This is a genomic window from Megasphaera sp. AM44-1BH (assembly GCF_003467125.1).
In the GTDB taxonomy this organism is placed as follows: domain Bacteria; phylum Bacillota; class Negativicutes; order Veillonellales; family Megasphaeraceae; genus Megasphaera.
The window spans coordinates 1-26,260 of sequence record NZ_QSFA01000018.1 but is presented as its reverse complement, the minus strand read 5'-3'; the positions used below and the strand labels follow the sequence as shown (position 1 = coordinate 26,260).

General features: G+C 47.3%; 23 protein-coding genes and 4 pseudogenes. 10 read left to right on the top strand and 17 right to left on the bottom strand.

The features are described from left to right. Positions 1-13: 13 nt before the first annotated feature. The 7 genes from DW949_RS10855 to rplU all read right to left on the bottom strand — a co-directional run bounded on the left by DW949_RS10855 (position 14) and on the right by rplU (position 5,678). Positions 14-916 (bottom strand): PhoH family protein, encoded by a 903-nt coding sequence (locus DW949_RS10855; protein WP_199595879.1) that lies wholly within the window; start codon positions 914-916, stop codon positions 14-16. 75 nt (positions 917-991) lie between these two features. Continuing rightward, positions 992-1,945, bottom strand: coding sequence for a TIGR01212 family radical SAM protein (locus DW949_RS10850; protein ID WP_118023235.1), 954 nt, complete (start codon positions 1,943-1,945; stop codon positions 992-994). Beyond that, positions 1,932-3,728 carry a B12-binding domain-containing radical SAM protein gene (locus DW949_RS10845; protein WP_118023234.1) on the bottom strand — a complete coding sequence of 599 codons (1,797 nt, stop codon included), beginning with the start codon at positions 3,726-3,728 and terminating at the stop codon, positions 1,932-1,934. Before DW949_RS10845 ends, DW949_RS10850 begins: the two co-directional genes overlap by 14 nt. 112 nt (positions 3,729-3,840) lie before the next feature. After that, positions 3,841-4,461: an ECF transporter S component gene (locus DW949_RS10840; RefSeq protein WP_118023233.1), complete on the bottom strand. Its 621-nt coding sequence runs from the start codon at positions 4,459-4,461 to the stop codon at positions 3,841-3,843. A gap of 290 nt (positions 4,462-4,751) precedes the next feature. Next, positions 4,752-5,042 (bottom strand): 50S ribosomal protein L27, encoded by a 291-nt coding sequence (gene rpmA, locus DW949_RS10835; RefSeq protein WP_059077172.1) that lies wholly within the window; start codon positions 5,040-5,042, stop codon positions 4,752-4,754. Between the two features lie 19 nt (positions 5,043-5,061). Then, complete coding sequence (locus tag DW949_RS10830) at positions 5,062-5,367, bottom strand: ribosomal-processing cysteine protease Prp (RefSeq protein ID WP_118023232.1); 306 nt, start codon at positions 5,365-5,367, stop codon at positions 5,062-5,064. Then, on the bottom strand, positions 5,367-5,678 hold the full coding sequence (gene rplU, locus DW949_RS10825) for a 50S ribosomal protein L21 (RefSeq protein ID WP_059077170.1): 312 nt from the start codon (positions 5,676-5,678) through the stop codon (positions 5,367-5,369). Before rplU ends, DW949_RS10830 begins: the two co-directional genes overlap by 1 nt. A 236-nt stretch (positions 5,679-5,914) precedes the next feature. Here rplU and DW949_RS10820 point away from each other — a divergent pair, with 236 nt between their 5' ends. Both DW949_RS10820 and DW949_RS10815 read left to right on the top strand, forming a co-directional pair. Next, positions 5,915-6,262: a MerR family transcriptional regulator gene (locus DW949_RS10820; RefSeq protein ID WP_118023231.1), complete on the top strand. Its 348-nt coding sequence runs from the start codon at positions 5,915-5,917 to the stop codon at positions 6,260-6,262. Positions 6,263-6,508: 246 nt separating this feature from the next. Then, positions 6,509-7,807, top strand: a complete 1,299-nt coding sequence (locus tag DW949_RS10815) for a lactate racemase domain-containing protein (protein ID WP_118023230.1) — start codon at positions 6,509-6,511, stop codon at positions 7,805-7,807. 1 nt (position 7,808) lies between these two features. Here the strand turns inward: DW949_RS10815 and pepT are convergent, their stop codons facing one another. After that, complete coding sequence (gene pepT / locus DW949_RS10810; RefSeq protein WP_118023229.1) at positions 7,809-9,053, bottom strand: peptidase T; 1,245 nt, start codon at positions 9,051-9,053, stop codon at positions 7,809-7,811. Positions 9,054-9,066: 13 nt separating this feature from the next. Beyond that, positions 9,067-10,377 carry an aminopeptidase C gene (locus tag DW949_RS10805; RefSeq protein WP_118023228.1) on the bottom strand — a complete coding sequence of 437 codons (1,311 nt, stop codon included), beginning with the start codon at positions 10,375-10,377 and terminating at the stop codon, positions 9,067-9,069. A gap of 212 nt (positions 10,378-10,589) precedes the next feature. On the opposite strand from DW949_RS10805, the gene DW949_RS10800 reads away from it, so the two are divergent. Further along, a complete protein-coding gene (locus DW949_RS10800) occupies positions 10,590-11,351 on the top strand; it encodes an alpha/beta hydrolase (RefSeq protein ID WP_118023227.1) in 762 nt (253 codons plus the stop codon). A 92-nt stretch (positions 11,352-11,443) separates the two neighbouring features. Here DW949_RS10800 and DW949_RS10795 read toward each other — a convergent pair whose 3' ends face one another. Then, a complete protein-coding gene (locus DW949_RS10795) occupies positions 11,444-12,457 on the bottom strand; it encodes a YeiH family protein (RefSeq protein WP_118023226.1) in 1,014 nt (337 codons plus the stop codon). Between the two features lie 123 nt (positions 12,458-12,580). Here DW949_RS10795 and DW949_RS13835 point away from each other — a divergent pair, with 123 nt between their 5' ends. Genes DW949_RS13835 through DW949_RS10785 form a run of 3 tightly spaced genes read left to right on the top strand, consistent with a single transcriptional unit; the run spans position 12,581 to position 14,791 of the window. Continuing rightward, positions 12,581-12,844 (top strand): LysR family transcriptional regulator, encoded by a 264-nt coding sequence (locus DW949_RS13835; protein WP_233539582.1) that lies wholly within the window; start codon positions 12,581-12,583, stop codon positions 12,842-12,844. Beyond that, positions 12,845-13,492 carry a LysR substrate-binding domain-containing protein gene (locus DW949_RS13830; protein ID WP_370448749.1) on the top strand — a complete coding sequence of 216 codons (648 nt, stop codon included), beginning with the start codon at positions 12,845-12,847 and terminating at the stop codon, positions 13,490-13,492. A gap of 15 nt (positions 13,493-13,507) precedes the next feature. Beyond that, positions 13,508-14,791 carry a M18 family aminopeptidase gene (locus DW949_RS10785; protein WP_118023225.1) on the top strand — a complete coding sequence of 428 codons (1,284 nt, stop codon included), beginning with the start codon at positions 13,508-13,510 and terminating at the stop codon, positions 14,789-14,791. Positions 14,792-14,878: 87 nt separating this feature from the next. Here DW949_RS10785 and DW949_RS10780 read toward each other — a convergent pair. From DW949_RS10780 to DW949_RS10765, 3 genes and pseudogenes are all read right to left on the bottom strand, one after another. Continuing rightward, positions 14,879-15,280: pseudogene (locus DW949_RS10780) on the bottom strand (SDR family oxidoreductase); the annotation flags it as partial. Positions 15,281-15,687: 407 nt separating this feature from the next. Beyond that, a complete protein-coding gene (locus DW949_RS10770; RefSeq protein ID WP_118023223.1) occupies positions 15,688-16,848 on the bottom strand; it encodes an iron-containing alcohol dehydrogenase in 1,161 nt (386 codons plus the stop codon). A 113-nt stretch (positions 16,849-16,961) separates the two neighbouring features. Then, positions 16,962-17,924: a helix-turn-helix transcriptional regulator gene (locus DW949_RS10765; protein ID WP_158570674.1), complete on the bottom strand. Its 963-nt coding sequence runs from the start codon at positions 17,922-17,924 to the stop codon at positions 16,962-16,964. A gap of 545 nt (positions 17,925-18,469) precedes the next feature. On the opposite strand from DW949_RS10765, the pseudogene DW949_RS13985 reads away from it, so the two are divergent. Together DW949_RS13985 and DW949_RS10755 are read left to right on the top strand one after the other, a co-directional pair. Next, positions 18,470-18,643 (top strand): annotated as a pseudogene (locus DW949_RS13985) (DapH/DapD/GlmU-related protein); the annotation flags it as partial. A 557-nt stretch (positions 18,644-19,200) separates the two neighbouring features. Beyond that, positions 19,201-19,767: a sugar O-acetyltransferase gene (locus DW949_RS10755; protein WP_199595875.1), complete on the top strand. Its 567-nt coding sequence runs from the start codon at positions 19,201-19,203 to the stop codon at positions 19,765-19,767. Positions 19,768-19,861: 94 nt separating this feature from the next. On the opposite strand, the pseudogene DW949_RS10750 reads toward DW949_RS10755, so the two are convergent. Further along, positions 19,862-20,097 (bottom strand): annotated as a pseudogene (locus DW949_RS10750) (DUF6061 family protein). A gap of 279 nt (positions 20,098-20,376) precedes the next feature. Here DW949_RS10750 and DW949_RS10745 point away from each other — a divergent pair. Both DW949_RS10745 and DW949_RS10740 read left to right on the top strand, forming a co-directional pair. Beyond that, positions 20,377-20,706, top strand: a pseudogene (locus tag DW949_RS10745) (M18 family aminopeptidase); the annotation flags it as partial. A 140-nt stretch (positions 20,707-20,846) separates the two neighbouring features. Next, a complete protein-coding gene (locus tag DW949_RS10740; protein WP_118023218.1) occupies positions 20,847-22,421 on the top strand; it encodes a hypothetical protein in 1,575 nt (524 codons plus the stop codon). A gap of 127 nt (positions 22,422-22,548) precedes the next feature. Here the strand turns inward: DW949_RS10740 and DW949_RS10735 are convergent, their stop codons facing one another. From DW949_RS10735 to DW949_RS13820, 3 genes are all read right to left on the bottom strand, one after another. Continuing rightward, a complete protein-coding gene (locus DW949_RS10735; protein ID WP_118023217.1) occupies positions 22,549-23,745 on the bottom strand; it encodes a hypothetical protein in 1,197 nt (398 codons plus the stop codon). A gap of 73 nt (positions 23,746-23,818) precedes the next feature. Beyond that, complete coding sequence (locus DW949_RS10730; protein WP_233539580.1) at positions 23,819-24,997, bottom strand: M20 family metallopeptidase; 1,179 nt, start codon at positions 24,995-24,997, stop codon at positions 23,819-23,821. A 1,006-nt stretch (positions 24,998-26,003) separates the two neighbouring features. Then, the coding region (locus DW949_RS13820) for a hypothetical protein (RefSeq protein ID WP_233539579.1) at positions 26,004-26,260 on the bottom strand (257 nt) is incomplete at its 5' end.

Below are 26,260 nucleotides of genomic sequence, written 5' to 3'. Positions count from 1 at the left end.
AGAACTCCTCTCGTCATTCCTTTTTATAAAAAGACTCATAGGCGCGTATAATGCGTCCGACCATGTCGTGACGGACGACATCGGCATCGGTAAAATGAACCATGCCGATCCCCGGTACATGAGCCAGTACCTTTTCGGCTTCGGTCAGGCCGGAAAACTTCCGGTCCGCCAGATCGATCTGCGTATTGTCCCCGTTGACGACGACCCGGGAATGGTTTCCCATACGGGTGAGAAACATCTTCATCTGCTCCCGCGTCGTGTTCTGCGCTTCATCGAGTATGATAAACGATTCTTCCAGAGTACGGCCGCGCATATAGGCCAGTGGGGCGACTTCGATGATATTGCGGGCGATGAGCTTCTGGAACTGGTCGAACCCAAACATATCGGCCAGAGCATCATAGAGAGGCCGCAGATAGGGATCGATTTTTTCCTGCAGGTCCCCCGGCAGGAATCCCAGTTTTTCCCCCGCTTCTACGGCAGGACGGGTGAGGATGATCCGTTCGACTTCCCGGTTCTTCAGATAAAAGGCAGCCAGGGCCACGGCCAGGTAAGTCTTGCCCGTGCCGGCCGGGCCGATGCCAAAGGTTACGAGGTTCTGGCGGATGGAATCGACATAGCGCTTCTGTCCGGCCGTTTTCGGCTTGATTAGCCGTCCTCTGGCAGAAATGCTCACAGTATCGCTGTAAATGTCATGAAGCAGTTCTTCCTGTCCCTGACGGATCAGGCTGGCAGAATAGCGCACGTGCTGGGTCGTGATGTACGTATTCTCCCGGTTGAGATACCTAAGTTCAGAGAATACGCCGGCCACCTGGCTGACATCGGGTTCGGGGCCGTTCAGGATCACTTCATTTCCCCTGGCGGCTATACGACAATTGGGAAATTCTTTCTGCAGGGTCCGCAGGAATTCGTCTTTCATACCCAGTACGGCTTTGGCTTCTGTCATATCGATAAAGGTCAGTCTTTTTTCTATGGACACGCTTCATATCTCCTTTTAGTCTGTAGTCATGAATTTGCGTACGGCTTTGCCACCGAGATAATCGCACTTTTTCCCCTGCCACGTATCCCGCTGAAGGAGAGCCGCATCGATCATATCACGGATTTTCCACCATCCCATGCCCCAGTTGGCAAATTCCGTCGCTTCTTTGGGCGCTCTGCCGATGAGACGCTGGAACACGATATCGGGGCGGCTGTATTCGAGGAAGGCGACGACCCGGTCTACATACTCTTCTACGGGAACGAGGGCGATATCACCCTGATGATACCAGTCGGCCAGTACGGTGTTTTTAATGACGTACAGGGCATGCAGTTTGACTTCATCACTGCCGAGGGCAGAAATGACTTTTGCCGTTTCCACGACGTCCTCCATCGTATCCCAGGGAAGGTCGAGAATGACATGGGTACAGGTACGGAAGGGATACTCCCGCATCATCATCATGGCATCGATATATTCTGCCAGCGTATGGCCGCGGTTGATTTTCTGCAGCGTCTTGTAGTTTGCTGTCTGCAGGCCGAATTCGACAAGGATATCGACGCCATACGTTTCCTTGATTTCCGCCATATGATCGAGATATACCTTGTTGATGCAGTCCGGCCGCGTCGCTACGGCAATGCCTACGATATCGGGGCGGCAGGCCTGAATCAGGTAATCCCGGAACGTATCGGGCGGCAGATAGGTATTGGTGAAATTCTGAAAATAGGCGATGAATTTGTTGGCTTTATATTTCGGCTGGATATGGGCAATATTCTTCTCTATCTGTTCCCCTATGGTCACCGATGCCGGCAGGTTTTCATAACCGGCGCCGATGGAGCCGCAGTAGACACAGCCTCTCGTTCCCAGCGTACCGTCCCGGTTGGGACACGTATCGGGGATACTGATAGGCAGTTTATATACCTTTTCTCCATATGTTTCTTTTAAATACGAGGAATATACATTATATCGTTCCATGGCAATCCTTTCGTCTGTCCTCTGTCTGCTCCCATTCTGGCGATACTGCCGGCATCATCTGCCAAGATACGCCTTCGTCGTTTCTGGCTGCGATGATCCAGGCCACGCCGTCCGGTGCCGGGCAATAGCGTGATAATTCATCTTTTGTCTCCTCGCTGACAGGCCAGATACGGTAACGCATTTTGATATCCCGCCAGTTGGTAAAGCGGTAATCTCCCGTATACTGGCGAAGCCTTGTTTCTTCACGGAACAAGCTGTCCGTATCCTTGCGCGGCGCTTCCTGCCAGCCGAGAAAGTCCGGCAACAGGCGGAAGCGGAAGGTAATCAGCATATCGAGGGACAGCAATTCCTGCAGAACCGCATGAGCTGACGCGGGAATCTGCCCGTCGTGACAGATGAAATCCCAGAGGAACTGGCAGAGAGCTTTATCGGCCACAGCGATGCGGTCATTGCCGGCTTTCAGCCAGGACCAGGTCATGGCTTCATAGAGGCGGAATATATTGTCCGGGTAAAACCGTTCCAGATAGCGCAGGGTATAGAAAAATTTCCCTGAATTATAAGTCCGTTCGAATACGTCTTCCAGAACTTTGAGAAACTGCACCTTTTCATAGGAAAGCCAGGTCGTTTCAAGGACTTCATAGGGACCACACGGGTCATAGCGGTAATCATCGGGATAATCGCGGCGGATGCCCGAGCCTTTGAGCAGTTTCAAAAAACCGATCTGGAGTTTGTCCGGCCGCAGGGCATAGATATCGTTGAACGACTGCTGCAGATGATCGTAATCTTCATACGGCAGTCCCACAATCAGGTCGAGATGGAGATGCATCGTATGAAGGGCCGTCAGCTTCTTCATGATAGCCGTAATCCGTGGCCAGTCATTGTGACGGTGAATGGCCTTCAGCGTCGGTTCATACGTAGACTGGATGCCCATTTCCAGCTGGATCCGCCCTTTCGGAGCCTGGGCCAGCAGTTCCAAGTCATCATCGGTAAGGACGCCCGGTTCAATTTCAAGGTGGAAATTGACCGGCTGCTGCACGTGGATCATGTATTCGATGAGGGGCCGGTGATGACGGGGATTGCAGTTAAACGTCCGGTCTACGAATTTCACCTGATGGACACCGGCTGCAACGAACTGCTCCAGTTCGGACAGGACCAGCGGCACGGAGCGGAAGCGGACCGCATCGCTCATTCCGGACAGGCAGTATTGGCAATGAAAAGGACAGCCCCGGGAACTTTCATAATAGATGATTTTATGGGCAAGCTTGCTGAAATCCTCTCCTTCATAGGGAAAAGGCAGGGTATCGAGATCAGCTATTTCGGCAAAGGTTTCATTGCCCCGTATCTCTCCCGCCACACGTCCCAGAACGCCGGGAATGTCCGTGCCATCACGGCCTTCGTCCAGAGCCTGCAGGAATGCCGGTACGATGACTTCGCCTTCTCCCTGAAGGACGTAATCGATATCGGGGTGATCAGCGAGGACATCCCGGGCGGTATACGATACTTCCGGGCCGCCTACGAAGATACAGACATGGGGCATGACCTGACGGATGAGAGTGATGATGCGGCAGGTCATTTCTATATTCCAGATATAACACGAAAAGCCGATGACTTCTGCATGGAACTGGTAAATATGGCGCAAAATGTCATAGGCATTGTGATTAATCGTATATTCTGCCGTTACTACATCCGTGCGTCCGGCATGACGGCAGGCAGTGCGCAGGCATCGCAAGGCCAGGGATGATTGAACGTATTTAGCATTTAATGTCGTAAGAAGTGTCTTCATGAATTAGTCCTTTATCAATACTGTATATGTAAATTATACTACAAAGGCCGTCGGACGTGAAGAAAAAAAGCCAGCCCGGTAACTGGCCAGGCTGGCAGAGATGTGTCTGTACTTATTGTACTTTCAGACCGGAACGATGAAGCGCCATGACAATCGGCGTAACGATGAGGCCCGAAACGATGGCTTCAGGAATGCCGTTGACGACAGTAATCCCGGCCATGATATTGAAAACGTTAGCCAGGGTAATGCCGTGTGCTTCCGCATAAGGAACACCGACGATAGCCGTAAAGGATCCGAGGAACATGACCGTATGGCAGACCGTCGTAACGACAGCCGTCACAGCGACGCGGGCAACTTCGCGGATTTTCAGGTGCTTGTACAATTCATAAGCAACGACACCAATCATGATACGCGGTATGATGCAGATGAAAGCGTCTGCTACGATACTGTACTGTACGGCAAACATCAGAAGAGCACTCGGTGCCTGCAGCGTACGGATGAACGAAAACAGTCCGAACATGAAACCGACGATCATACCGACGCGGCGCCCTGCAGAAATACTGCCGATAATCGTCGGGATGTGCAGAATGGTCGCATTCATGATAATCAGGGGAATGAAACCGTATCCTGTAAGGCCCAGAAAGATGGTAATGGCCGACAGAAAACCGGCAACCGTAAGCTGCCGTACACTCATGAACTGATGCTGCCCAGGTAACGTTTTTACTTTTTCCATATGAAATTCTCCTCCGTTCTTACTCCCGCCTGCTCATGGGATATAAGTCGTAACAAAAAATGTGTGTCCTCATGTCGTGGAAGCTTCGGTTCAGCTCGTCGTGGATACTGACCAGCCCTTTGTTTCACGACCCTCTGGCACTTTGCATAGTTTAGCATAGAACGGGCCATTTGACAATAGATTTTTTCTAAAATTAGTGAAAAAAATAACTTATAATGACAGCAAAAAAAGAGAGTCTCCCTTAAAGATGAACTACAAGGAAAAACTCTCTTTCGTATGAGCCTGTCTGATTATGCTTCGGCTTCAACCGGGTAAACGCTGACTTTCCGGTTGTATTTACCAGCACGTTCAAAAGCAACTTTACCAGCAGCCGTGGCGAATAACGTATCATCTTTGCCGATGCCTACGTTCGTGCCCGGATGGAAGTGAGTGCCGCGCTGGCGAACGATGATGTTGCCGGCTTTAACGATAACACCGTCATGGCATTTGACGCCAAGGCGTTTGGATTCGCTGTCACGGCCGTTACGTGTACTACCTACCCCTTTTTTATGGGCAAACAGCTGTAAATCAAATTTGAACATTACGTTCACCTCCTGACTTCTATGAGTCAAATACGACGTATTGTCCATACTGTCGCACAATTTCTTCTAAACCAAGAACCATCGTTTCCAGGATGACCTGCGTCGTTTCATTCTGTTCGGCAAGGCGTATGGAAAAATACCCTTCCCGCTGTTCATATGCCGGTTTCTTCCCGTAATGACACAGGCCTAAAAAGGCAGTCTGGGCCAGGACGGAGACGGCAGCACAGACGAGATCATATCCCTCATCTGCCGATTCGGCATGACCGGAAATACAGAAACCACTGTAACGCTGTTGTTCATCCTGCTGTAATGCAATGGTAATCATTAGCCTTCAATCTTTTCAATGACGACTTTCGTGTAAGGCTGACGATGGCCCTGACGACGACGATAGTCGGATTTAGCTTTGTATTTGAAAACGAGGACTTTCTTTTCTTTGCCCTGTTCCAATACTTTAGCTGTAACTTTGGCACCTTCGACAACAGGAGAACCTACTTTAACGTCTCCGTCGTTGACGACAGCCAGTACCTGGTCGAATACGACTTCGGAATCCACATCGCTGGCGAGTTTTTCAACAAAAATGTTGTCTCCTTCCTGAACGCGATACTGTTTTCCACCGGTTTTGATAATAGCGTACATAGTGACACCTCCTCATCAATATACTCGCTGAATTCGGCGCCTTGCGGACTTGTATGCCTCTTCATGCGGCTTATCTGCCTAGCCACTTGTGCATGCTACGACCTTTATATTGTAAGCGATTCCCCGGCCCTTGTCAAGGATATTTCCGGACTGTTTCCGATAAAAAATAACACAAAAAGACCCGTTGACTTATACTTCACTCCATCATTTATAATACGGAATAAGAGGTGATATCATTGAAGATCAAAGAAGTCAGTGAAAAGTACAATCTGACCCCTGATACATTGCGATATTATGAACGCATCGGCCTCATCAGCCAAGTGCCACGCAATAAGAACGGCATCCGTGAATATTCTGAAGAAAATTGTGCCAATATTGCGTTCATCAAATGCATGCGTGCCGCCGACGTTTCCATCGAAGGTCTGGCAGCGTATTTGAAATTATATCGTCAGGACAGTGACACCCATCTGGCCCGTCGGAAAATACTCCTGCAGGAAAAGCAACGTCTGACTGAAAAAATGAACCATATACAGGAGGCACTGGATCGCCTCGATACCAAACTTCGTCTTCTCGATGAATCATAGTACATTAATAGAAATATGAAAAACCTGTCAAAGGCTGCCCTGCGAATCATTTCCCATATTCGCTGGACAGTCTTTTTTGCATACCTTCTGATAGCCGTTCTTGTCAAGGCAGGTGTCTGATCTATACTTTTTTATCATAGTTCTATGAACCGGTGGTATACTATAAGTAAAGAACTCATCGTTCGTGTTCTCATCGTTGCATCCCCGTTCCCGTTTACCGGGAATACCGCAAAGGAGGTCCTACTTATGAAGTTTCCAAAGCTCGACAAAAAGTCACTCACTGATGGCATCACGATTCCCCATATGGTCCGCGTCCGTCAGACCTTCCCCGATGACTACCTGACCGATCCCGTAGGCGAATTGCAAAAGCAGCTCTCGGCCCATGCGGGCGAACTGGCTCCGGCTGTAAAAGGCCAGCGTATTGGCATCACAGCCGGCAGCCGGGGCGTACCATATTACAAAGAACTGCTCCGCTTGTTGTGCCGCCAGCTGCAGGAATGGGGAGCCAGCCCGTTTATTTTCCCTGCCATGGGCAGTCATGCCGGTGCAACAGCAGAAGGACAGAAACAGCATCTGGCCCAGTTCGGCATCTGTGAAGAGTACCTCGGCGTGCCAGTCATCTCTACCATGGAAACGGTACAGGTAGACCAGCTCTCCAATGGCATGCCAGTTTATTGTGACAAAGCCGCTTACGAAGCCGACGGAATCATTCTGTTCAACAAAATCAAACCGCATACACACTTCAAAGCGCCCCATGAATCAGGCCTCTTAAAAATGATCTGCATCGGAGTAGGAAAACACCGTGGCGCCAGCGCATTTCATTCCCTGGGCTATGATCACTTCGGTGAAAATCTGGAACGCGTGTCGGAAGCCTTCCTGAAAAAAGTGCGTGTATTCTTCTCCGTCGGACTGACCCAGAGTCCCTCCGATCATATTGGCCATCTGGAAGTCATCCCGACGCCCCGTTTATTCCAGGAAGATGCCCGCCTGCAGCAGCTGGCACGGACAGAAATGCCTCACCTTCTGTTGCCCCGTATCGACGTTCTCATCATCGATGAAGTCGGCAAGGAAATCAGTGGGGCCGGCATGGACCCCAACGTAACGGGCCGTACCGAACGGGAAAGCCAGTTTGCTGGTTTTCACAAACTGGCACCGGATATCGAAAAAATCGTCCTGCTCGATATTACAGAAAAGGCCCACGGCAACGCAACCGGTGCTGGTGTAGCCGATATTATCAGCTATCGCTTTGTCAATAAAATCGATTTTGCCATGACCTATACAAATATTATCACAGCGAAATCGTTCCACATGGGCGCTATGCCACTATACGCCAATAGCGATAAAGATGCCATTGAAATGGCCATTGCCCATTCCTTCCTGCCTGACCCGGCACAGGCCAAAGTCGTCCGCATCAAAAATACGATTTCCCTGAATGAACTGGAATGCTCCGTCGCCTGCATCCCCGATATCCAGAACACTCCCGCCATGGAAGTCATTTCGGATCCCTATGACTGGAAATTCAATGAAGAAGATAATCTCTGGTAAGTCAATGAGCAACACCTGCTAATTTGATGATTTCTATGACCGTTTCGCAGGATTTTTTCAGAGAATCCAGCGGCAGGTATTCAAAACGCCCGTGGAAATTGGCTCCTCCCGTGAAGAGGTTGGGACAGGGCAGCCCCCGGAAGGAAAGCTGGGCCCCGTCCGTACCACCGCGGATAGGTGCTATAACAGGGGTTACACCGACCGCTTTCATGGCATCTTTTGCCAGATCCACTACGTCCATATGACCGTTACGAATAACGTCGAGCATGTTGTAATACACATCGTGTTCTTTGATGTCCACCGTATGATCACCGTACGTTTCATTGAAGAAACGTGCCATGTTACGGAGATACTCTTTCCGGTCTTCAAAGCGTTTCCGGTCGTGGTCGCGGACGAGCATGTGAAGAGTACATTGTTCGACTCCGCCGCTTATTTTATAGACATGGAAAAAGCCTTCCCGGCCTTCCGTGTATTCCGGTTTTTCTCCTGCCGGAAGCATCTGCTGCCATTGTGAGGCAAGGGAAATGGCATTGACCATTTTTCCCTTGGCGTCCCCTGTATGAACGCTGCGGCCATAAAAGGTAATGACCGGGTTGGCAGCATTAAAGTTTTCGTATTCCAGTCCGCCGAGTTCCCCGCCGTCTACGGTGTAGGCAAAATCAGCGGCAAATTTTGCCACATCAAACAAAAGGGCACTGCGTCCCGTTTCTTCATCGGGTGTAAAGCCGATGCGGACTGTCCCATGGGGTATGTCCCGATGTTGGAGCAGGTATTCTGCTGCACTGACAATAGCCGTCATGCCCGCTTTGTCATCGCCCCCAAGAAGAGTCTTGCCATCGGTTACCATGATATCCTGCCCCGTATAGGCCAGAAGGCCGGGAAAATCCTGCGGGGACAGGATAATCTTTTCTTCCTGATTGAGGACGATATCGCCGCCGTCATAGGCAGTGACGATACGGGGCTTCACAGGGCCTCCAGGGGCGTCGGGGCTCGTATCGAGATGGGAAATAAAACCCACTACAGGAGCCTGTTCTGCCCCATTGGCCGGAAGCGTCGCCATGACATAGCCATGTTCGTCGAGAGACACATCACTAAGACCTATCCGACGCAGTTCCTCCGCCAGATACTGTGCCAATACAGTCTGCCCCTTTGTACTCGGGCAGACTGTATTGTTGTCTTCATCAGACTGTGTATCAAAGGACACGTATTTCATGAAACGGTTTACCAGAATATCTCTGTCTATCATACCAGATTCCCCCTTACACATCTTCATCCCAGGCGTTGATGACAACGGCTTCTTTCTTCAGCATATCCAGCTGGGCCGGGCTGAAGTGTTCCCGGCGGATGACGGCTTCATAGACAAATTCCTTGAAATACTGTTCGGAGCAGACGAAATAGCCCTTATCCCCCACGTCCTTTCCCCAGGAATTTTCTATTTTCCAGCGGTCCGGATGGCCCGATTCATCAAAATGAACACCTGTCAGGATCATAGCGTGAGTAGCAGAACTGCTTTTATATTCTAGTCTCTTTCCTTTCGGCATGTCCGTAGAAAAGCCGCCGAGGAGCGCTTCATAACGTACGCTGTCCGGATCCCATACGCCTTCTTTGCGCGCACCGGACGCACCGGCATCGCAGGCGAACCACACGGCCTGTCCGGCTTTCAACTGTTTGATGCACAGATCTTCCAGTTCTTCCTGTGGAATATTGAGAGCCATCATATCGCGGTCTGCCATATTTTCCGTCCCATGGAACCGGATCAGCCCATTCATCGGCTTATCCGATGTCGGTTCATTGATGACCGGCACGTACTGGTCCATGTCCAGTCCGACATATTTCTCATAGAAGGACTGGGGTGTCAGATTGCGATCTTCATGGTAGGTACCGTCAGCATCGCGATAAGCGAAATCAAAAATCTCAACGGGTTGTCCGAAGGCAATGCATCCGGCTTTGTAGACTTCCTGCATCATTTCCAGCTTCCGCGCATATGGGTCTTTTCCTGCCAGGACCAGTTCCCGCAATTCCATGGCATCTTTTCGCAGGAGCTTATTGAGTGTAGCTACAAAATGGTCTGTGTGTTCCGACTGATACGTTTCGGGTTGCACCTGTTTGGGCACGACGCCGTATTTTTTTATCAGGTCTGCCGCTTCACACCAATATCCGCCGTCGCTCATGCCGCGCAGGATGTACTGCATGCACTGGCCTTTGAGGGGTTCATCGGCATGATTGATGACCATCTGGAGGAAATTATTGGCCTTTTCCAGTTTGTCATAAAAGGACAGGTAATTCTGGGACAATTCAAATTCATTCAGGTGGCAACGTTCTGCCACGATTTCTCTCAGTATATTGAGGGCTGCAAAAAGCCAGCAACGGCCAGATTTCTGCTGGGCCGTGATTCCTCTTGTCTTAACTTCTACAGAAAAAGCACCTTTGAGCCGTGCCGCCGCACCGGGCACATAAGAAAGGCCTGCCATGTCTGTTTTGGCAAGGGCCGCATGAAGGATAGGAGCTGTCGTGTCCGCCTCATAGGCCGAGCGGAGCTGCTGCAATACATCTGTCGTAATCGTTTTCATACCATAGCGCCTCACTTATCTGTCAACTGTATCAGAAAGCATAGCTTTCTTATAGGTCATTGTACCACACATAAGGCACCGTGGCGATACAGATGCAGCAGTCTGGCCATAGCATTTAATTATATATTATGCTTATTTTCCAAACAGGTAATTTCTGCTATACTTATTTCGTGACAAATACAAATTTTAACATTAAAAAGAGGCATTACGTCATGGAGAAACGATTTGACATTAATAAAGACGGCTATAGTATCCGCTGCAGGCTGATTTGCAGTGACCATCAGAAAACGGCCCGTACTTTTTCCCATATCGTCCTGGTCACCCATGGATTCGGGAGCAGCAAGGATACGGCCGGTACGCAGCATTTCGGCGAACACCTGGCAGCGAAATACAGCGACTATGCAGCCCTTGCTTTTGACTGGCCATGCCATGGAGAGGATGCCCGGAAAAAGCTGACCGTTGAAGAATGTATGACCTATCTCGACCTGGTCATACAGTATGCCCGTGAAGAATTACAGGCAGAAACACTGTACATCTACTCTACCAGTTTCGGTGGCTACGTTACGCTCCGCTACCTGATTGAAAAGGGAAATCCCTTTAAAAAGATTGCCTTGCGGTGCCCGGCTATCAATATGTATCAGACTATGTGCGATTTCATTCCCGAAGCCGACAAGAGCAAGCTCCGCAAGGGAAAGGAAATCCAAGCAGGGTTCGATCGGAAGATGAAAATCGACCAGCATTTTCTCGACTCTCTCCGGGATTTCGATATACTGAAGCAGGAATATTTCGACTATGCCGATGACATGATTGTCATCCACGGAACAAAGGACGAAATGGTCCCCATCGAGATTTCCGAACGGTTCGCGGAAAACAACGTCATTGAATTCATTCCCGTCGAAGGGGCCAATCATCCGTTCCAGAACCCCAATCATATGGCCCTGGCCATCCACAAAATTATTGAATTTTTCAGCTGATACAGAACGATGGGTGCAAAAAGGCTGCCTGCCATACCAGATCCAAAAATCTGATACGGCAGACAGCCTCTTTGTTTGTCTAACCTATATACCTAAATAAAATAATGGGATGCAATAAACCAGCCCAGCCCCAGTATGATGAAGGAGCACAGGAAGGCTCCCGCCATGGGACGGACCCCTTCTTTGGCTATGACACTGAAATTTACGTTCAGGCCCAGGGCGGCCATAGCCATTCCCAGAATGATATAGGCAGCCTGTACCAGGAATGGTACCACGGTCGCAACAGCCGGCACATAGGACCCGATGGCACTGGCCAGGATGAACCCGCCCATAAACCAGGGAATGGGCACTTTCATTTTCTGCCTGCCATCGCTCTGCCGCCGGTTGCGCCAGGCTTCAAGAACACCTACGATAATGGCGACAGGAGCCAGCAACAGGACCCGGGAAAGCTTGGCAATGATGGCACTATCAGTTCCCACCGGTCCCGCACTCCCCCCAGCAGCTACGGCGTGGGCGATTTCATGAAGGCTCAGGCCGGCCATGACGCCAAACTGGCTGTCAGTAAATCCCAGGAACGGCTGCAGTCCGACTTCAATCAGAGTAAATACCGTACCTAGGACGGCTACGATGGCCACGGCCAGGACAGACTGGCTGGCTTTTGCTTTTACCGTCCCCGATATCCCCATGACAGCCGCAGCCCCGCAGATACTGCATCCGCATGCTGTAAGTAGTGCCAGCGTGTGGTCTACCCGGAATAACCGGGCCACGCCATAATTGATAAGAATCATCACGGTAACAACGACGACAGCCGCTTCCAGGCTGCGCAGACCCGATGTCATGAGGATGACCAGATTCAGTTTGAATCCCAGTAAAATAATACCAGCCCGTAAAAATTTATTGGCAATGAATCCGGTGCTTTCCCGGGCCGTCAGGGTCAGCGAACGAAAAATCTGAAGCGCCATGCCCAGAAGCAGGGCCAGTACGAGATGACCAATCAGGGAAAACCCCGGCAGCTTTGCCAGCTGCCAGCCTGCCAGGGAACAGGCCAATGTCAGGATAAAACCAACGGCAGCACGATGCCATTCCACGCTTTGCATGTTACTCATTCTATATTCACTCCTCTACGCAAAATCACGATGGAATAAGTATACCGCACCCCTTTCCATATGGAAAATACCGATATATAATATAATCCATAAGTAAATACCTATATAGAAACAGGTGATACGATGACACTTCGTCATTTGCAGATATTCATCGCCGTCTGCGAAACCATGAACATGACCCATGCCGCCAGACAGCTGCACATCAGTCAGCCGTCTATTACCCAGGCTATTCATGAGCTGGAAGATCACTATGGGTTATTGCTGTTCCACCGTCTGGGCCGGCGTATTTTTGTGACAGCAGCAGGCCAGCATCTATTACAATATGCCTATCAGATTACGTCACTCATAAAAAAAACAGAAGCGGGTATGAAATCCCTGCAAAATTAGATTCCCCTGCGTCTGGGGGCCAGTATTACCATTGGAGAAGTCCTGTTAGTCGAACTATTGCAGCACGAACATATCCTCCTTCCTGAGCAGGAAATCTGTTCGGAAATCCATAATACGAAAGAGCTGGAACAACGGCTTATAGAAGATAAACTGGACCTGGCCCTCATTGAAGGTCGTCTGACCTCTCCCTACCTCACGTCACTTCCGTTCCTGACCGATGAGCTGACTGCCATTGCCTCGCCCCAAAATCCATGGAGCCGGAAAGATATCCATCAGTGCCACGATCTGGACCATATCCCCGTATTTCTGCGGGAATCCGGCAGTGGTACACGGGAATTGTTCGCCCGCGTCATGGACAACCACGCCATTCCCTATCATGTCTGCGGCGTTTACAATAATTCTGAAGCCATCAAAAAAGCCGTCATGGCCAATCTGGGAACTGCCTTTCTCTCGCGCCGTCTGGTCCGGAAGGAAATAGAAGCCGGAACGCTGTGTGAACTTCCCCTGCCGGGCCTCACATTCCAGCGTATTTTCCGCATCGTCTATCATAAAGATAAATTTCTCACACCGCCCATGTCCCACATCATCCAGGAATGTCTCAACATACAAAGCTGGCTGCCGGGAACTATGCATAGTGATACGAATTGAATGGAGGCTGCTAAAATGGACACAATACAAACAGGTTTATTCGATTTTCTGGAAAAGGCCGTATCCCCTTTTCACTCCGCCCAGGCCGGCATGGACCTGCTGGAAGAAAAAGGATTTACGCCCCTTTCCTTATCTCATCCGTGGTCGCTGACGCCGGGAAAGGCATACTATATCCGCGTATTCGGCTCGACCCTGCTGGCGTTCCGCATCGGCAGGAAACCGCGGAGTCACCTGCACATCGCTGCTGCCCATACGGATTTTCCCTGCCTGCGCATCAAGCCCCATGCAGGGATACATACGCAAAATTACGGGAAACTCAACGTTGAACTTTATGGCGGCATGATCCGCAACACCTGGCTGGACCGTCCCTTGTCCCTGGCCGGCAAAATCGTGCTCCGCAGTGACGATGCCTATAATCCCGATGTCCGCTATGTCGATGCCCGGCGCCCTCTTCTTACGATTCCCCACCTGGCAATCCACATGAACCCTTCTGTCAACGACGGAGAAAAGCTGAATCCCCAGAAAGACATGCTCCCCCTCTTTACACAGTTCGGAAGTACACCCACTGACGATTCCTTTTTCCCGGAATTTCTGGCCGATGAATTTTCTCTGCCGGCAGAAGACATCCTGTCTTATGAACTGACGGTCTATCCGGCAGAGCCGCCTTGTCTCTTAGGACGGAATAATGAATTTATCTCTTCTTCCCGTCTGGACAATCAGACCTCGGTTTATGCCTGCCTCATGGGGCTCCTGAACGGCACCAGCACAGACGGACTGAATCTCATCGCCCTCTTTGACAACGAAGAAGTCGGCAGCCGCAGCAAACAAGGGGCCGCATCACTAATCTGCCCCCAGATCCTGCAGCGGATATACGCCGCTCTCGGCTATACAGAATCTGAGTTGTTTTCCGATATGGGCCGCGGCTATTTCTTCTCTCTCGATGCGGCCCATGCCTTCCATCCGAACTATCCCGGCAAGAACGACCCCACCAACATTTCTGTCCTCAACGGAGGTCTGGTTCTGAAAACAGCCTGCAGCCAGACCTATGCCGGTGACGCCGAAGCGATTGCCATCGCCCGCAGTCTCTGCGAAAGCCATGACATCCCCTATCAATTTTTCCTGAACCGCTCGGACATGCGGGGAGGCTCCACACTGGGTTCCCTCCTGTCCGCCAACATGCCCATGCGCACCATGGACGTAGGGCTGCCACTCCTGGCAATGCACTCTGCCCGGGAAACCATGGGAGCATCGGATCAGGAAGCACTTCAACGGCTGATGACCGTGTTTTTCAGCCGGTAACTCCCATAAACGAAATGGCTTGCACCATGATAGCAGAACCACTATGGTGCAGGCCATTTTTTTACAACGGTCGTACCGGATAGTTGATTATTTGACCAGATAGCCGCCATCTACAGGAATGATGGCACCGCCGAGATAATCGCTGGCGTGGGAGCACAGGAACAGGCATGGACCTTTCATATCGTTGCCATCGCCCCAGCGGTGTACCGGGATACGTTCCGTAATCTGGGCATAGCGGGGATTGCTCTTGTCCAGGAGGGCTTCATTCATTTCTGTCGCCATATAGCCCGGTGCCAAAGAGTTGACATTGCTACCCCCGCCAATCCAGTCATTACTCATTTCTTTCGTCATCTGGGCAATACCGCCTTTGGCAGCAGAGTATGCCGGAACGGTCTGTCCTCCGAAGAAGGAAACCATGGATGCAATCGTAACGATTTTGCCATAGCCTTTAGGGAGCATGATTTTTGCAGCTTCCTGGCAAAGAATGAAAACAGAATTTAAGGCCCGTCCCGTTTATTTATCCTGGGAAGACCGTATCCGGGCTCATTTCCTTATTTGTTTTCTTTGATGATATATCGATATCTGGAAAAGAAAACGCACTATGCTTTTACTACAAAGAAATTAATCACAGGAATCCGGAACTTAAACTTTTTAGAAGCCCCTATGGGAGATTATATCCCCACCTATACACGAACGGATGTAACCGATGCCTTGCATGAAGCATTTGGTTTCCGAACGGATTACGAAGTCTTAAGTGCGTCTCAAATGAAAAAAATTATAAAGGCCAGTAAACTGTAAAAAAGTACTCAAAATTTACACCAATCAAAAAGGCTCGAAGCCCGTATTTACTAGGGTTTCAAGCCTTTTACTATTTTTTAAGTGTCAAAGATGGGATTTTACCTCCATGCGTTTTCAAATATTGTTAAATAGTCATCATCAGATAATGGCAGTGGATCAGCGGTAATATCACCACCTAAGACTTCATGAATCTTTGCAGGATATAACTTTAATTCGTCTTTGGTAATACCATCATCACTCATTTTAAGGTCACCACATCCGATGTCAGAAATCAGTCTATCTAAAGCGTTAATAAAATCTTTTCCACTGGCAGGATTTGCAACGCCCATTGCGGCAGCCATTTTTATCATATTTTCTTCGGATGCCTTTCTTTCGGCAAAGAAGTCATAATAAGCATGTGCAATTTCAATCAGTCCCGCACCATGAACAAGTTTATCATGAAAGCTTCCCATTACATGTTCCATTGTATGTGCGGAAGTACACATCATATAATAACCGGCAAAAGTATTAGCAAGAGCCATATATGCACGTGCTTCCTTATCATTTCCGTCTTTTACTGCACGAGGAAGATATTTGGCAACATATTCAATTGTCTTTAACGCAAACATTTCTGCCATAGGATGGTGATTGATGTTTACTACGGTTTCGGAAGCATGGAAAAATGCATCCATACCTTGATAAGCAGTAAGTTTTGCAGGAACACTCATCATCAGATCACTGTCAACAATAGAAAGCGTTGGGAACATGGACGGGAAGAAAATACCGGTTTTTTCCTGTGTTGTATCATTTGTAATTACGGAAGCAATATCAACTTCACTTCCAGTTCCTGCTGAGGTTGTAACGCATACAATAGGAAGTGCCGGATTTTCAGGCTGTTTTTTCCCTCCATTTGCTGATAATGAGTAGTCCCATATATCTCCGTTATTGGATGCCATGAGGGCAATGCATTTTGAACAGTCCATAATGGAACCACCACCCAATGCAATTACAAAGTCGCAGCCATTTTCCCTCATTGCTTTAGCTCCATCCATGACATTGATATCAGTAGGATTCGGGCGGATACCTTCAAATAATACATGTTCAACGTTGGCAGCATCTAATTCTTTTTCGAGTCTTTCAAGATAGCCATATTTCTTTACAGACTGACCACCGATTGCAATCAGTGCTTTTTTACCTGGAAGCTGTTCACTGTGTAATTCATTTAGTTTACCGGGACCAAACAATACCTTGGTAGGCATATAAAAATTAAAATTATACATGGTTTATACCTCCTGTTTTATGACTTTTCAGATGTACCTCTGAATTTGATTTAATTATATAATCAGGAGGTATGACGGTCACTATCTTATATTAAGCATTTTAGTGGCAATTTCTAATATTTGTCGCATGAGAGTTTTAGGTATTCTCTCGGAGTCATTTGATAATACTCTTTAAAAGCTTTATAAAAATTACTATGATTGCTGTAGCCAAGCAGTACAGAGATTTCCTCGATTGTCAGGGAAGCATTTTTCATTAGAAGAACGGCACGCTCCATTCTCTTTTCAAGCAGAATTTCAGTAAATTTTCTACCGGTTTCTTTGTGAAGGAGAGCAGAGATATAGTTCGGATGATAGGAAAAATGTGCAGCAATATCTTTTAGAGTAACCACATCCGAATGCTCTCCCATATAATCTATAATCTGTTCCGCAAGTGTTTTGGTGGCACTTTCGCTTTTTTCAATTCTATATCTTCGGGCGATTTCAAGCAGCAGCGTCTGGAGCATAGACTTTAAGATGCGTTGGGTATCTTCACCTTTGTCAGCATATTCTACTACCATCATTTCAAAGAGCGTACGGATAGCATGCTCTTTGGTAACAGGCAGATGAATATATTCATCTGAAAATTTATTCGTCTGTGGCTCGACAAAGAAACGAAACAGGTCTGAATCAGTATAAACGGTTGGTAGATATTCCCGGAAAAAGGAATCTTTGCGGATAAGCACACCGATGATTACTACATCTTCACTGCTGTCAGCACGCAAGGCATAGCCGCTGTAAGGCTGTCCAATATAACATTCATCTTCATTTATGGTGATGAGATTATTATATTTTTCTGATAATGCCTGATAGCTGTTTCTGTATGCGTAATTGATAAAGAAAAAATCCTGTCTGTGAAATGGTTCGTAAATCTGTTTTCCTTTAAATACACATATTAGGACATCTTCGTCTTCCTGTCCAGGCCAGTAAGAGGTTATATCACCGGTTACACCGGTATCCATCTGATGAAACGTCAGGTCAAGAGAATCAAAAGCTATTCCCAGTTTATTAATAGCAAGATCAATATATTTATTTCGCATAGACATACTCCTTTGAACAGTTCATATTATTGAATTATACAACTAAATATTAGAAAACACCACTAACATTATTAAGATAAAGTAGTGACGGTTACTTAGATTATTTATAGAATAGAAGACAAAACGATAAAATCAGGAGGCTTATCATGACAGAGGAAGAAAAATTAGATGCAGGACTTTATTATGATTTTTGGGATGCCAGTGTAAAAGGAAGAAAATTGAATGCGATCAAATTTTGTAGGGAGCTTCGCCGGATGCAGGATGCGGATGCCACAGAGGAAGAACAGGCAGTATTGATTGGAAAATACTTTGGCTCCGTAGGACGGGATGTGTGCTTATGTCCCGGATTTATGTGTGATAGCGGGAAAAATATCCATGTCGGAGACCAGTTTCTGGCAAACTACAATGTGACAATTCTTGATATTATGCCGGTTCATATAGGCGATTATGTGATGATTGGACCAAATACGATGATTACCACAGTCAATCATCCGATAACTCCGAAAGGTCGCAGAGAACATCTTGGCATTGGAAAACCGGTTACGATTGGTAATGATGTCTGGATTGGTGGAAATGTAACTATTCTGCCGGGAGTAACCATCGGTAATAATGTAGTCATTGCAGCCGGTGCTGTTGTTACCAAAGATGTCCCTGACAACTGTGTGATCGGTGGTGTGCCAGCAAAGAAAATTAAGGATATTGAGAACGATATCTTATAAGAAGGACAGATTCGGAAGTGTATCGCTATGAAGAAAAGAACTGCTGCAATATCAATAATAATTGTGTTGCTTATAATTGTGAGTGATAGAGGCTTAAAGAATCATAAATCTGCCCATAAATGGAATCAGTAAACGTCAAAATGTAGTAAAAGAGACAGATGATATCACCGAAGATATTGTAACCACAGATAGTACGCAAGATATGCCAACAGCGAAAACTGAGACTGAGTCACAGCAAGAAGATACTTCTGTAAATGGAAAATTGAAAATTAGTATGGATTTTGCACATTCAAATACGCAGGCATCTAACCAGTATATGGAAATGAAGTTGCTAATGGAACATATACTTTTCATATCGAGGGAACCTCATACTGGTCGAGTATAGTACATTACCAGGGAAATGTTGATATGGGAGCTTCCGAAAATTCATTGTTGGATGTAGAAGTTGTATACACAGAAGAAACAAATCAGAACAAAAATATGCTGTCTAATGTCACTGCAGAATACATAATCGAAGAATGAAATGTTAAAAGCTAATAAAGAAAATGATGAAGATAATGACAGAATATGAAAAATCACAACTTGGTTTACCACATATATTTGATGAAGCAATGACCAAAATGTATTATGAAGCAGCAAAGCTGTCTGACGAATACAACAGAACTTCCTATGACGATACAGAAAAGTTGTCACTGTTGCTATCGCAGTTATTAAAACATGTAGGTGAAAATGTAAGAATTATGCCTAATTTCCACTGCGAGTATGGTCATAACATAACGATAGGCAATAATGTATTCATCAACTTTAACAGTATCATCATGGATAATGCAGAAGTCATTATTGGAGATGATGTGAGAATTGGACCAAATGCAGGTATTTATACTGTAAATCATGCAATTGTTCCGGATGAACGGGCAAAAGGAATCTGTATTTGCAAACCTGTTCATATTGAAAATAAAGTATGGTTTGGTGCAGATGTAAAAGTGTTAGCAGGGGTAACAATAGGTGAAGGATCAATTATTGGGGCTGGTAGTGTTGTGACAAAAAGCGTTCCAGCAGGTGTTATTGCAGCCGGTAATCCATGCAAGGTAATCCGAAAAATAGATGAAAATGACCGAGTATAAATTAGATAATGAGAGTAATTCTTATTTATCTAATATGTATTGTTTTATACGGTTATGATAAGATATATAATCATAACCGCCAGTTTTAACATAATTATAATGCTAAGGAATCTTCTGCATCTACCCACATCTGCAAATTTCCATCAAAATATAACTTGCATATTCTAATGGTTCATCAATTGCAAGAGATGTCAAAGCACATTCTGATCCAGGTGTAGTCTTTAAATTCTTTTCTACTTCCCAACAGTCAATGCGAAGCATATAGCCTGCATTGGTATAAACATCAATACTGTTACACTGTGGATTGTATTCTGCAAATATTGTTCTCATCGTATCTTATCTCCTTATCAATCATCAATTACAAAAATCAGAAGCATTTCAATCAGTTCACCATGTCAGTTTTATTTTGTGTTATACTGTTTTATAGATTTTTCTTGCCCTTGTATTTGCCCTTATCAGAGTTCATAAACACTGAAGGGATGATATAACACAAGGGAAACAATAAGGGAAAGTTCACCTGCTACAAATCCAGTGTTTTCAAGGGTTTACAGAGAATTTAATAACAAAATATAACAGTTATTAAATCTCTTAAACAGGTGAAATCTCAATCCCGGCAAGAACGACCCCACCAACATTCCTGTCCTCAACGGAGGTCTGGTTCTGAAAACAGCCTGCAGCCAGACCTATGCCGGTGACGCCGAAGCGATTGCCATCGCCCGCAGTCTCTGCGAAAGCCATGACATCCCCTATCAATTTTTCCTGAACCGCTCGGACATGCGGGGAGGCTCCACACTGGGTTCCCTCCTGTCCGCCAACATGCCCATGCGCACCATGGACGTAGGGCTGCCACTCCTGGCAATGCACTCTGCCCGGGAAACCATGGGAGCATCGGATCAGGAAGCACTTCAACGGCTGATGACCGTGTTTTTCAGCCGGTAACTCCCATAAACGAAATGGCTTGCACCATGATAGCAGAACCACTATGGTGCAAGCCATTTTTCTTAATTATTTGACGCTTTGGGCAGGAGTATGCGAAAATAGAATTAACCTATTCTTTTTCAGACAGGAGGTATCAAATCATGAACCGATGGCAGCGACACATCATGCTGATCATGACCGGGCTTTCCCTGACGGGATATACCGCCGGAGCCACAGATGTACCGGTCGTGGCGACACCCCCGGCAACACTGTCCGGACCGAAACTCATGCAGACAGGGAATGTCTCATCTCTGACGGAACAGAAAAAAACGGATCTGTCTGCACAGGCCAGTCCGGCAAAAGGCTCTGTCACCGAAGCACCGGCAGGCACAGCCGTTCCCGTTACTGGATTTATGGATAAAAATTCGGGACGCTCAGTTATCCTGACGGCAGGAAACAGGCCGGCAGCTCTGTTTATCATCTCTTCCGTTGCCAGTTCTACCAATACAGCTTATGGGGAACTCGCAAAAAAGACCTATGCTGCATACAGGGGCCAGGTAAATTTCTTTGTCGTCCAGACCGGCCGGAATGACAAAGTAGAGAACTGGCTGAAAGAAGAAGCATTCCCCTTCCCCATTATCGTGGGAAAACACAGCCTGTATACCCGCTCTACACCACGGTTGGTACTAATCGATCCGGACGGACACGTACGCTACCGGCTGCACAAAGACCTGCCTGAAATAGATGTGCAGAAGGCCTTTCACGACACGATAACAGCGCCGGTTCCTCCCGATGCCGTCCAAAGGCAGAAACGGCTCGATGATATCGTCAAAGAACAGCATACTCGTGACCGGGAGCTCCGGTCGGACGATTCCTTCTCTCCCCTGGCGTCACAGACACTGCTCTTGTCACTCCTCTATCCGAAAGAACTGAATCAGTCCTTCCCTGAACCAGCCTGGCAGGATTTGTCTCTCGCCAGCCTTTTCTGGTACTATGGTGATACGGCAGGGGCAGAAAATCATCTGGACCAGCTGACCGTTCATGCACCGGACAGTCCCATCCCCTATGGCATCCGCAGTCTCTATTATCTGATGGATGGAAATCCCGGGACAGGGTATATCAACGTCCTGCAGGGCCTCGAAAAAAATCCCTGCGATATTCCCCTGAACAGCCTTGCTATGATGTATGAATACATGACGGGCCAGAATGACAAAGCCGTCCATCATATGCAGATAGTGGTTGACGCCCACCCGGAATGGAAAAAAGACCGGACACTCAGTTACATCATCAGCCGCAATTATATTTCGTTGAATCAGAAAGATACTGGCCTTGCCTATTACCGGGACTATCTGTCCCGCGATAAAAATCCCGCCCGGGGTCACCTGGACTACGCCCGGCTTCTGACCCAGGCCGGTGCATACAACGAAGCCCTGGATGAATGCCGCGCTGCCCGTAACGCCCTGCCTGTAGAAGAAAAAAACAGGTACTGCCGGTTCGTTGGCAGTACCTATCAGCAGGAAGCATGGATTCAATGGAAACTGGGAAATACGGTACAGGCCCTGTCCAGTGCCAGCAAAAGCATCGACCTTTTGACAGCCCACAATCAGAGCATCCCCCAGAGCTGGTATATCCTGAAGGCCGCCATCGAGCAGTCACTGGGCCAGCATATCGCTGCCAGGGCTGACTGGAAAGCCTCGAGACACCGCCAGAACCCATCTCATCCCTTCTTCCCGTAGTTAGATTATAATCAAGATACTAAAAAGGAGCGGACCCGTTTCTATGTAACCGTCTTGCAGACGGAATGCATAGGACAGGTCCGCTCTTTTTGCTTTATGAACAAGTCGTCAGGGACGACGTATTCTTTTATAAGAAGGAAGCAAAGGTACCAGCTAATACGACCGACGTAATGGTAACAGTGACAAACCCACCGACCAGCATGGACGGGAACATACGGCTCATGAGGAATTCCTTTTCTTCAGGAGACGTTGCCAGAGAATCACAGGTCGATTCCGTAATGATGATATTGGGCGGGAAGCCATACAGGGCTGTAAGGCCATTGGCGAAAGCCAGGTAGAACGAAATATGAAGAATACGGGCGGCAATAAAGGCAATGATCGCCATACCGACGACACCGATGATAATCAGGATAAACATCGGTCCAATGATGGACAGCAGCATTTCCTGCGTGCAGTCTTTCAGGCCATCAAATATGAACATCATCAGTGCAAACATACAAATACCATAGGAATTGGCCTTATTCAACGCATCGCGGTCCAGGAACCCGATGGTACAGAAAATAACACCAAATACGAGGGCCCAGATAGCACCGGAAATTCCCGTTGCCGAACCAGCCAGTGTCGCCAGCCATGCGACAAAGCCCAGTTTGCCCAATTTTACGACCGTCGTATCGAACTGGGCCGGCAGCTGTGGCAGAATCGTTTTAGCGTGACTGACGCCTACGGCGGCATTGGCATTTTCTACAGCGTGTTTATCAGCTTCACTCATAGTGATTTTCCCTGCCCGGAACAATTTCAGCTGTTGTTTTCCGTACGTTTTAAGGCATACAGCCGTCAGCGGATAGCCGGCAAAGCCTTGTACACAATAGATAGTAATGGCGAAGACGGCAGCCGTCACGAGCCCGGCCTTGGCAGCGGCCTGCTGCATGATTGTAGCCGCGACAATCCCGCCGGTCAGAGCCGGAAGTCCGGTAATCATGAGGGTCCGGTCCATGAACAGGGGGCACAGGAACCAGCAGGCTGTACACATCCCGACCAGACCAGCCAGGCAGATAACAATGGTCCGCCATTGCATCATGAGCTGTTTCAGGCTGAGCACGGTCCCCATATGGACCAGCAACAGAAACAGGCCCAATGTAGCACCAAACGGCAGCAGAACACTATCGGTAATCAGATTGTACGGCAGGACAAACCAGTAGCCCAGCAGCATTAAGATAGCCGTAACAAAGACAGATGGTACCCAGGCATGAGTAAGTTTGTCTACCCATTCACCGGCAATATAGAATATAGCGCAGATAGTAAAAGCTAATGCAAAGTTATACATACAATCACCCTTTCTTGTATGCAGCTGCCAGACGATCCCCACCGTGACAGCCTTTTATATCCATGATTTTGTATTAACTATTCTGTTTCAGCCAGTCGATGGCCATCTGGGCATAGACCCGTGACCCGCCGGCAAGAACCGATTCATCCGAGGTAAAATAATTGCTGTGATTCGGATAAGTCGCGTTACAAGCCGGATTATACGTGCCGACGAAGAGGAAGCACCCTGGCTTATCTTCCTGGTAGAAAGAGAAGTCTTCGCCACCCATGATCAGATCACTTTCGTGGATGGCATCGGCGCCCAGAACTTCCGTCACGGCCTGACGGGCAATATCGGTACAGGCATCGTCATTGATGGTAGGCAGGATGAGGAACTGATACTCCAGTTCTGCAGAAGCACCATAGGCCTTCGCTGTTTCTTTTACAATCCGTTCCATTCGTTCTTTCAGTTCCGGCCCGATTTCGCGGCGGAAATACCGTGTCGTCCCTTCCAGTACGGCTTCGCCGCTCACGATATTCCAGCGGTCGCCACCCTGGAATTTGCCGACCGTCACGACGACGGGATCAATGGCATAGAGCTGGCGGGATACAATGGACTGGAGATTCATGACGATAGCCGAACCGACGACGACAGCATCGACACCGGACCAGGGCTGGGAACCATGAGACTGGACTCCATGGATCCGGATGGTGAATTTATCCGTCGCTGCCATGAACGGACCCGTACGGATAGCGATTTTACCGGCAGGGACGCTGGACCAGATGTGAGCGCCAAAAATAGCCCCTATTTCAGAAAACCAGTTGCCAAACTGCTTCATGTAATTGGCTCCTTCTCCCGTTTCTTCACCTGGCTGGAAGACCAGGTATACATCGCCCCGTATCTGATCCCGCATATCCATGAGCATCCGGGCCGCACCGAGGAGCATGGAAATATGATTATCATGACCGCAGGCATGCATCCGTCCAGGTACATCCGAAGCAAAGGGAAGGCCCGTTTTTTCTTCTACCGGCAGCGCATCGATATCGGCCCGCAAGGCTACGGCTTTACCAGGCTGCGTACCGGATATCTTCGCAACAAGACCGGTATTCTTTGCCGGGTTGATCTCATACGGGATACCCCATCCGTCCAATGTTTCCGCTATCCGACGGGTCGTCTCCGTTTCTTCAAAACTGAGTTCCGGATGCTGATGAAATTCCCTGCGCAGCCGGATAATGTCATCACGATACAAATCCATCAGATTGTCTTGTTTCATATTCATTCACTCCATTCGTATATAATACTAATAATAATCAATCCGTTTCATTACTATACAGCAATATAAATTCCATATTTTGAACGTAATTCTAAATTATTCACCCTTTATTCTTTATAATATCATATTGATATTATTATATTCCGTACACGTGTACATGTATCATTCGGTATCTTCATTTATTTTCGTTCTAGCTAGAATATAAAATCATTGCTTCTATGATATTACGTTCTTCATGACTTGATTATACGTCAATATCAATAAATTGTAAAGTGAATTATTATATATTTAAATTTTTAAACTAATATTTTTTCATAATCTTTCATGTTTTTATTATTTTTGCATAAAACGGATTTTACGCAAATTGTCCATTGTAAAAGCACATATATCATTGAATTATTTACTACACCGTTTCGTTCCGTGCTTATTTATTACTAAGACGCATTTTTGCTCATTTAATTTTTATGCAATATTGTAGGAAAGGATATTCTAATAAAATTAATAAGTTAAAAGTCCATATTACTTATTACATTAAACTTTATCTATTCGCTATGAAATTCTCCCAAAGAGGACAAACCGGTAATTCGTACGTTTTAGGCATACAGCTTAGCTTGCCAACACATATTATTTATGATATGTACTTTCGAAAAAGAATATTATCTTTTCTGGATAAAAAGTACCACAAAACCCGCCTGTATCGTCTTCTACCCTGGTATCCATGAAAGAGAGATAGTATAATTGATCTATATTTATTGACAGAAAAAGGTGACGAAACTATCTACCATAAATGGTTATGTCCCCTCATATAAACGGGCACAGCTTACCGATGACCTGCATGAATTAGCCAGATTCCGGACAGACTATGAATTCATGACCAAAGCAACGATGCGAGCCATCATAAAGAACTCAAAAACCATAAAACAGGAATGAGAAAAATATAGCACGTATGAAAACCAAACAAAAAATGCTCACGAAGCCTATTACAGCAGACTTTGCGAGCATTTTTTTATTTTAAAAGTGTCAAAGATGGGAGTATATCACATCCGGATTCAAAAGAATACTCCTCTCTTCCTCCCCACCAAAACACCGCAATCCTGCCCTCTACCGATATAGTTGACAGTTCAACTATATCGCATACAACACGATCTTCGACGAACGACCTACGATGAACGGCCCTTCCATCATCTGAATTTCTGATTAATCTTCTTTCTATAACATAAAAAGGTATTAGTCCAGATTTTGTGGTGTGGTCACCCCTAGTCC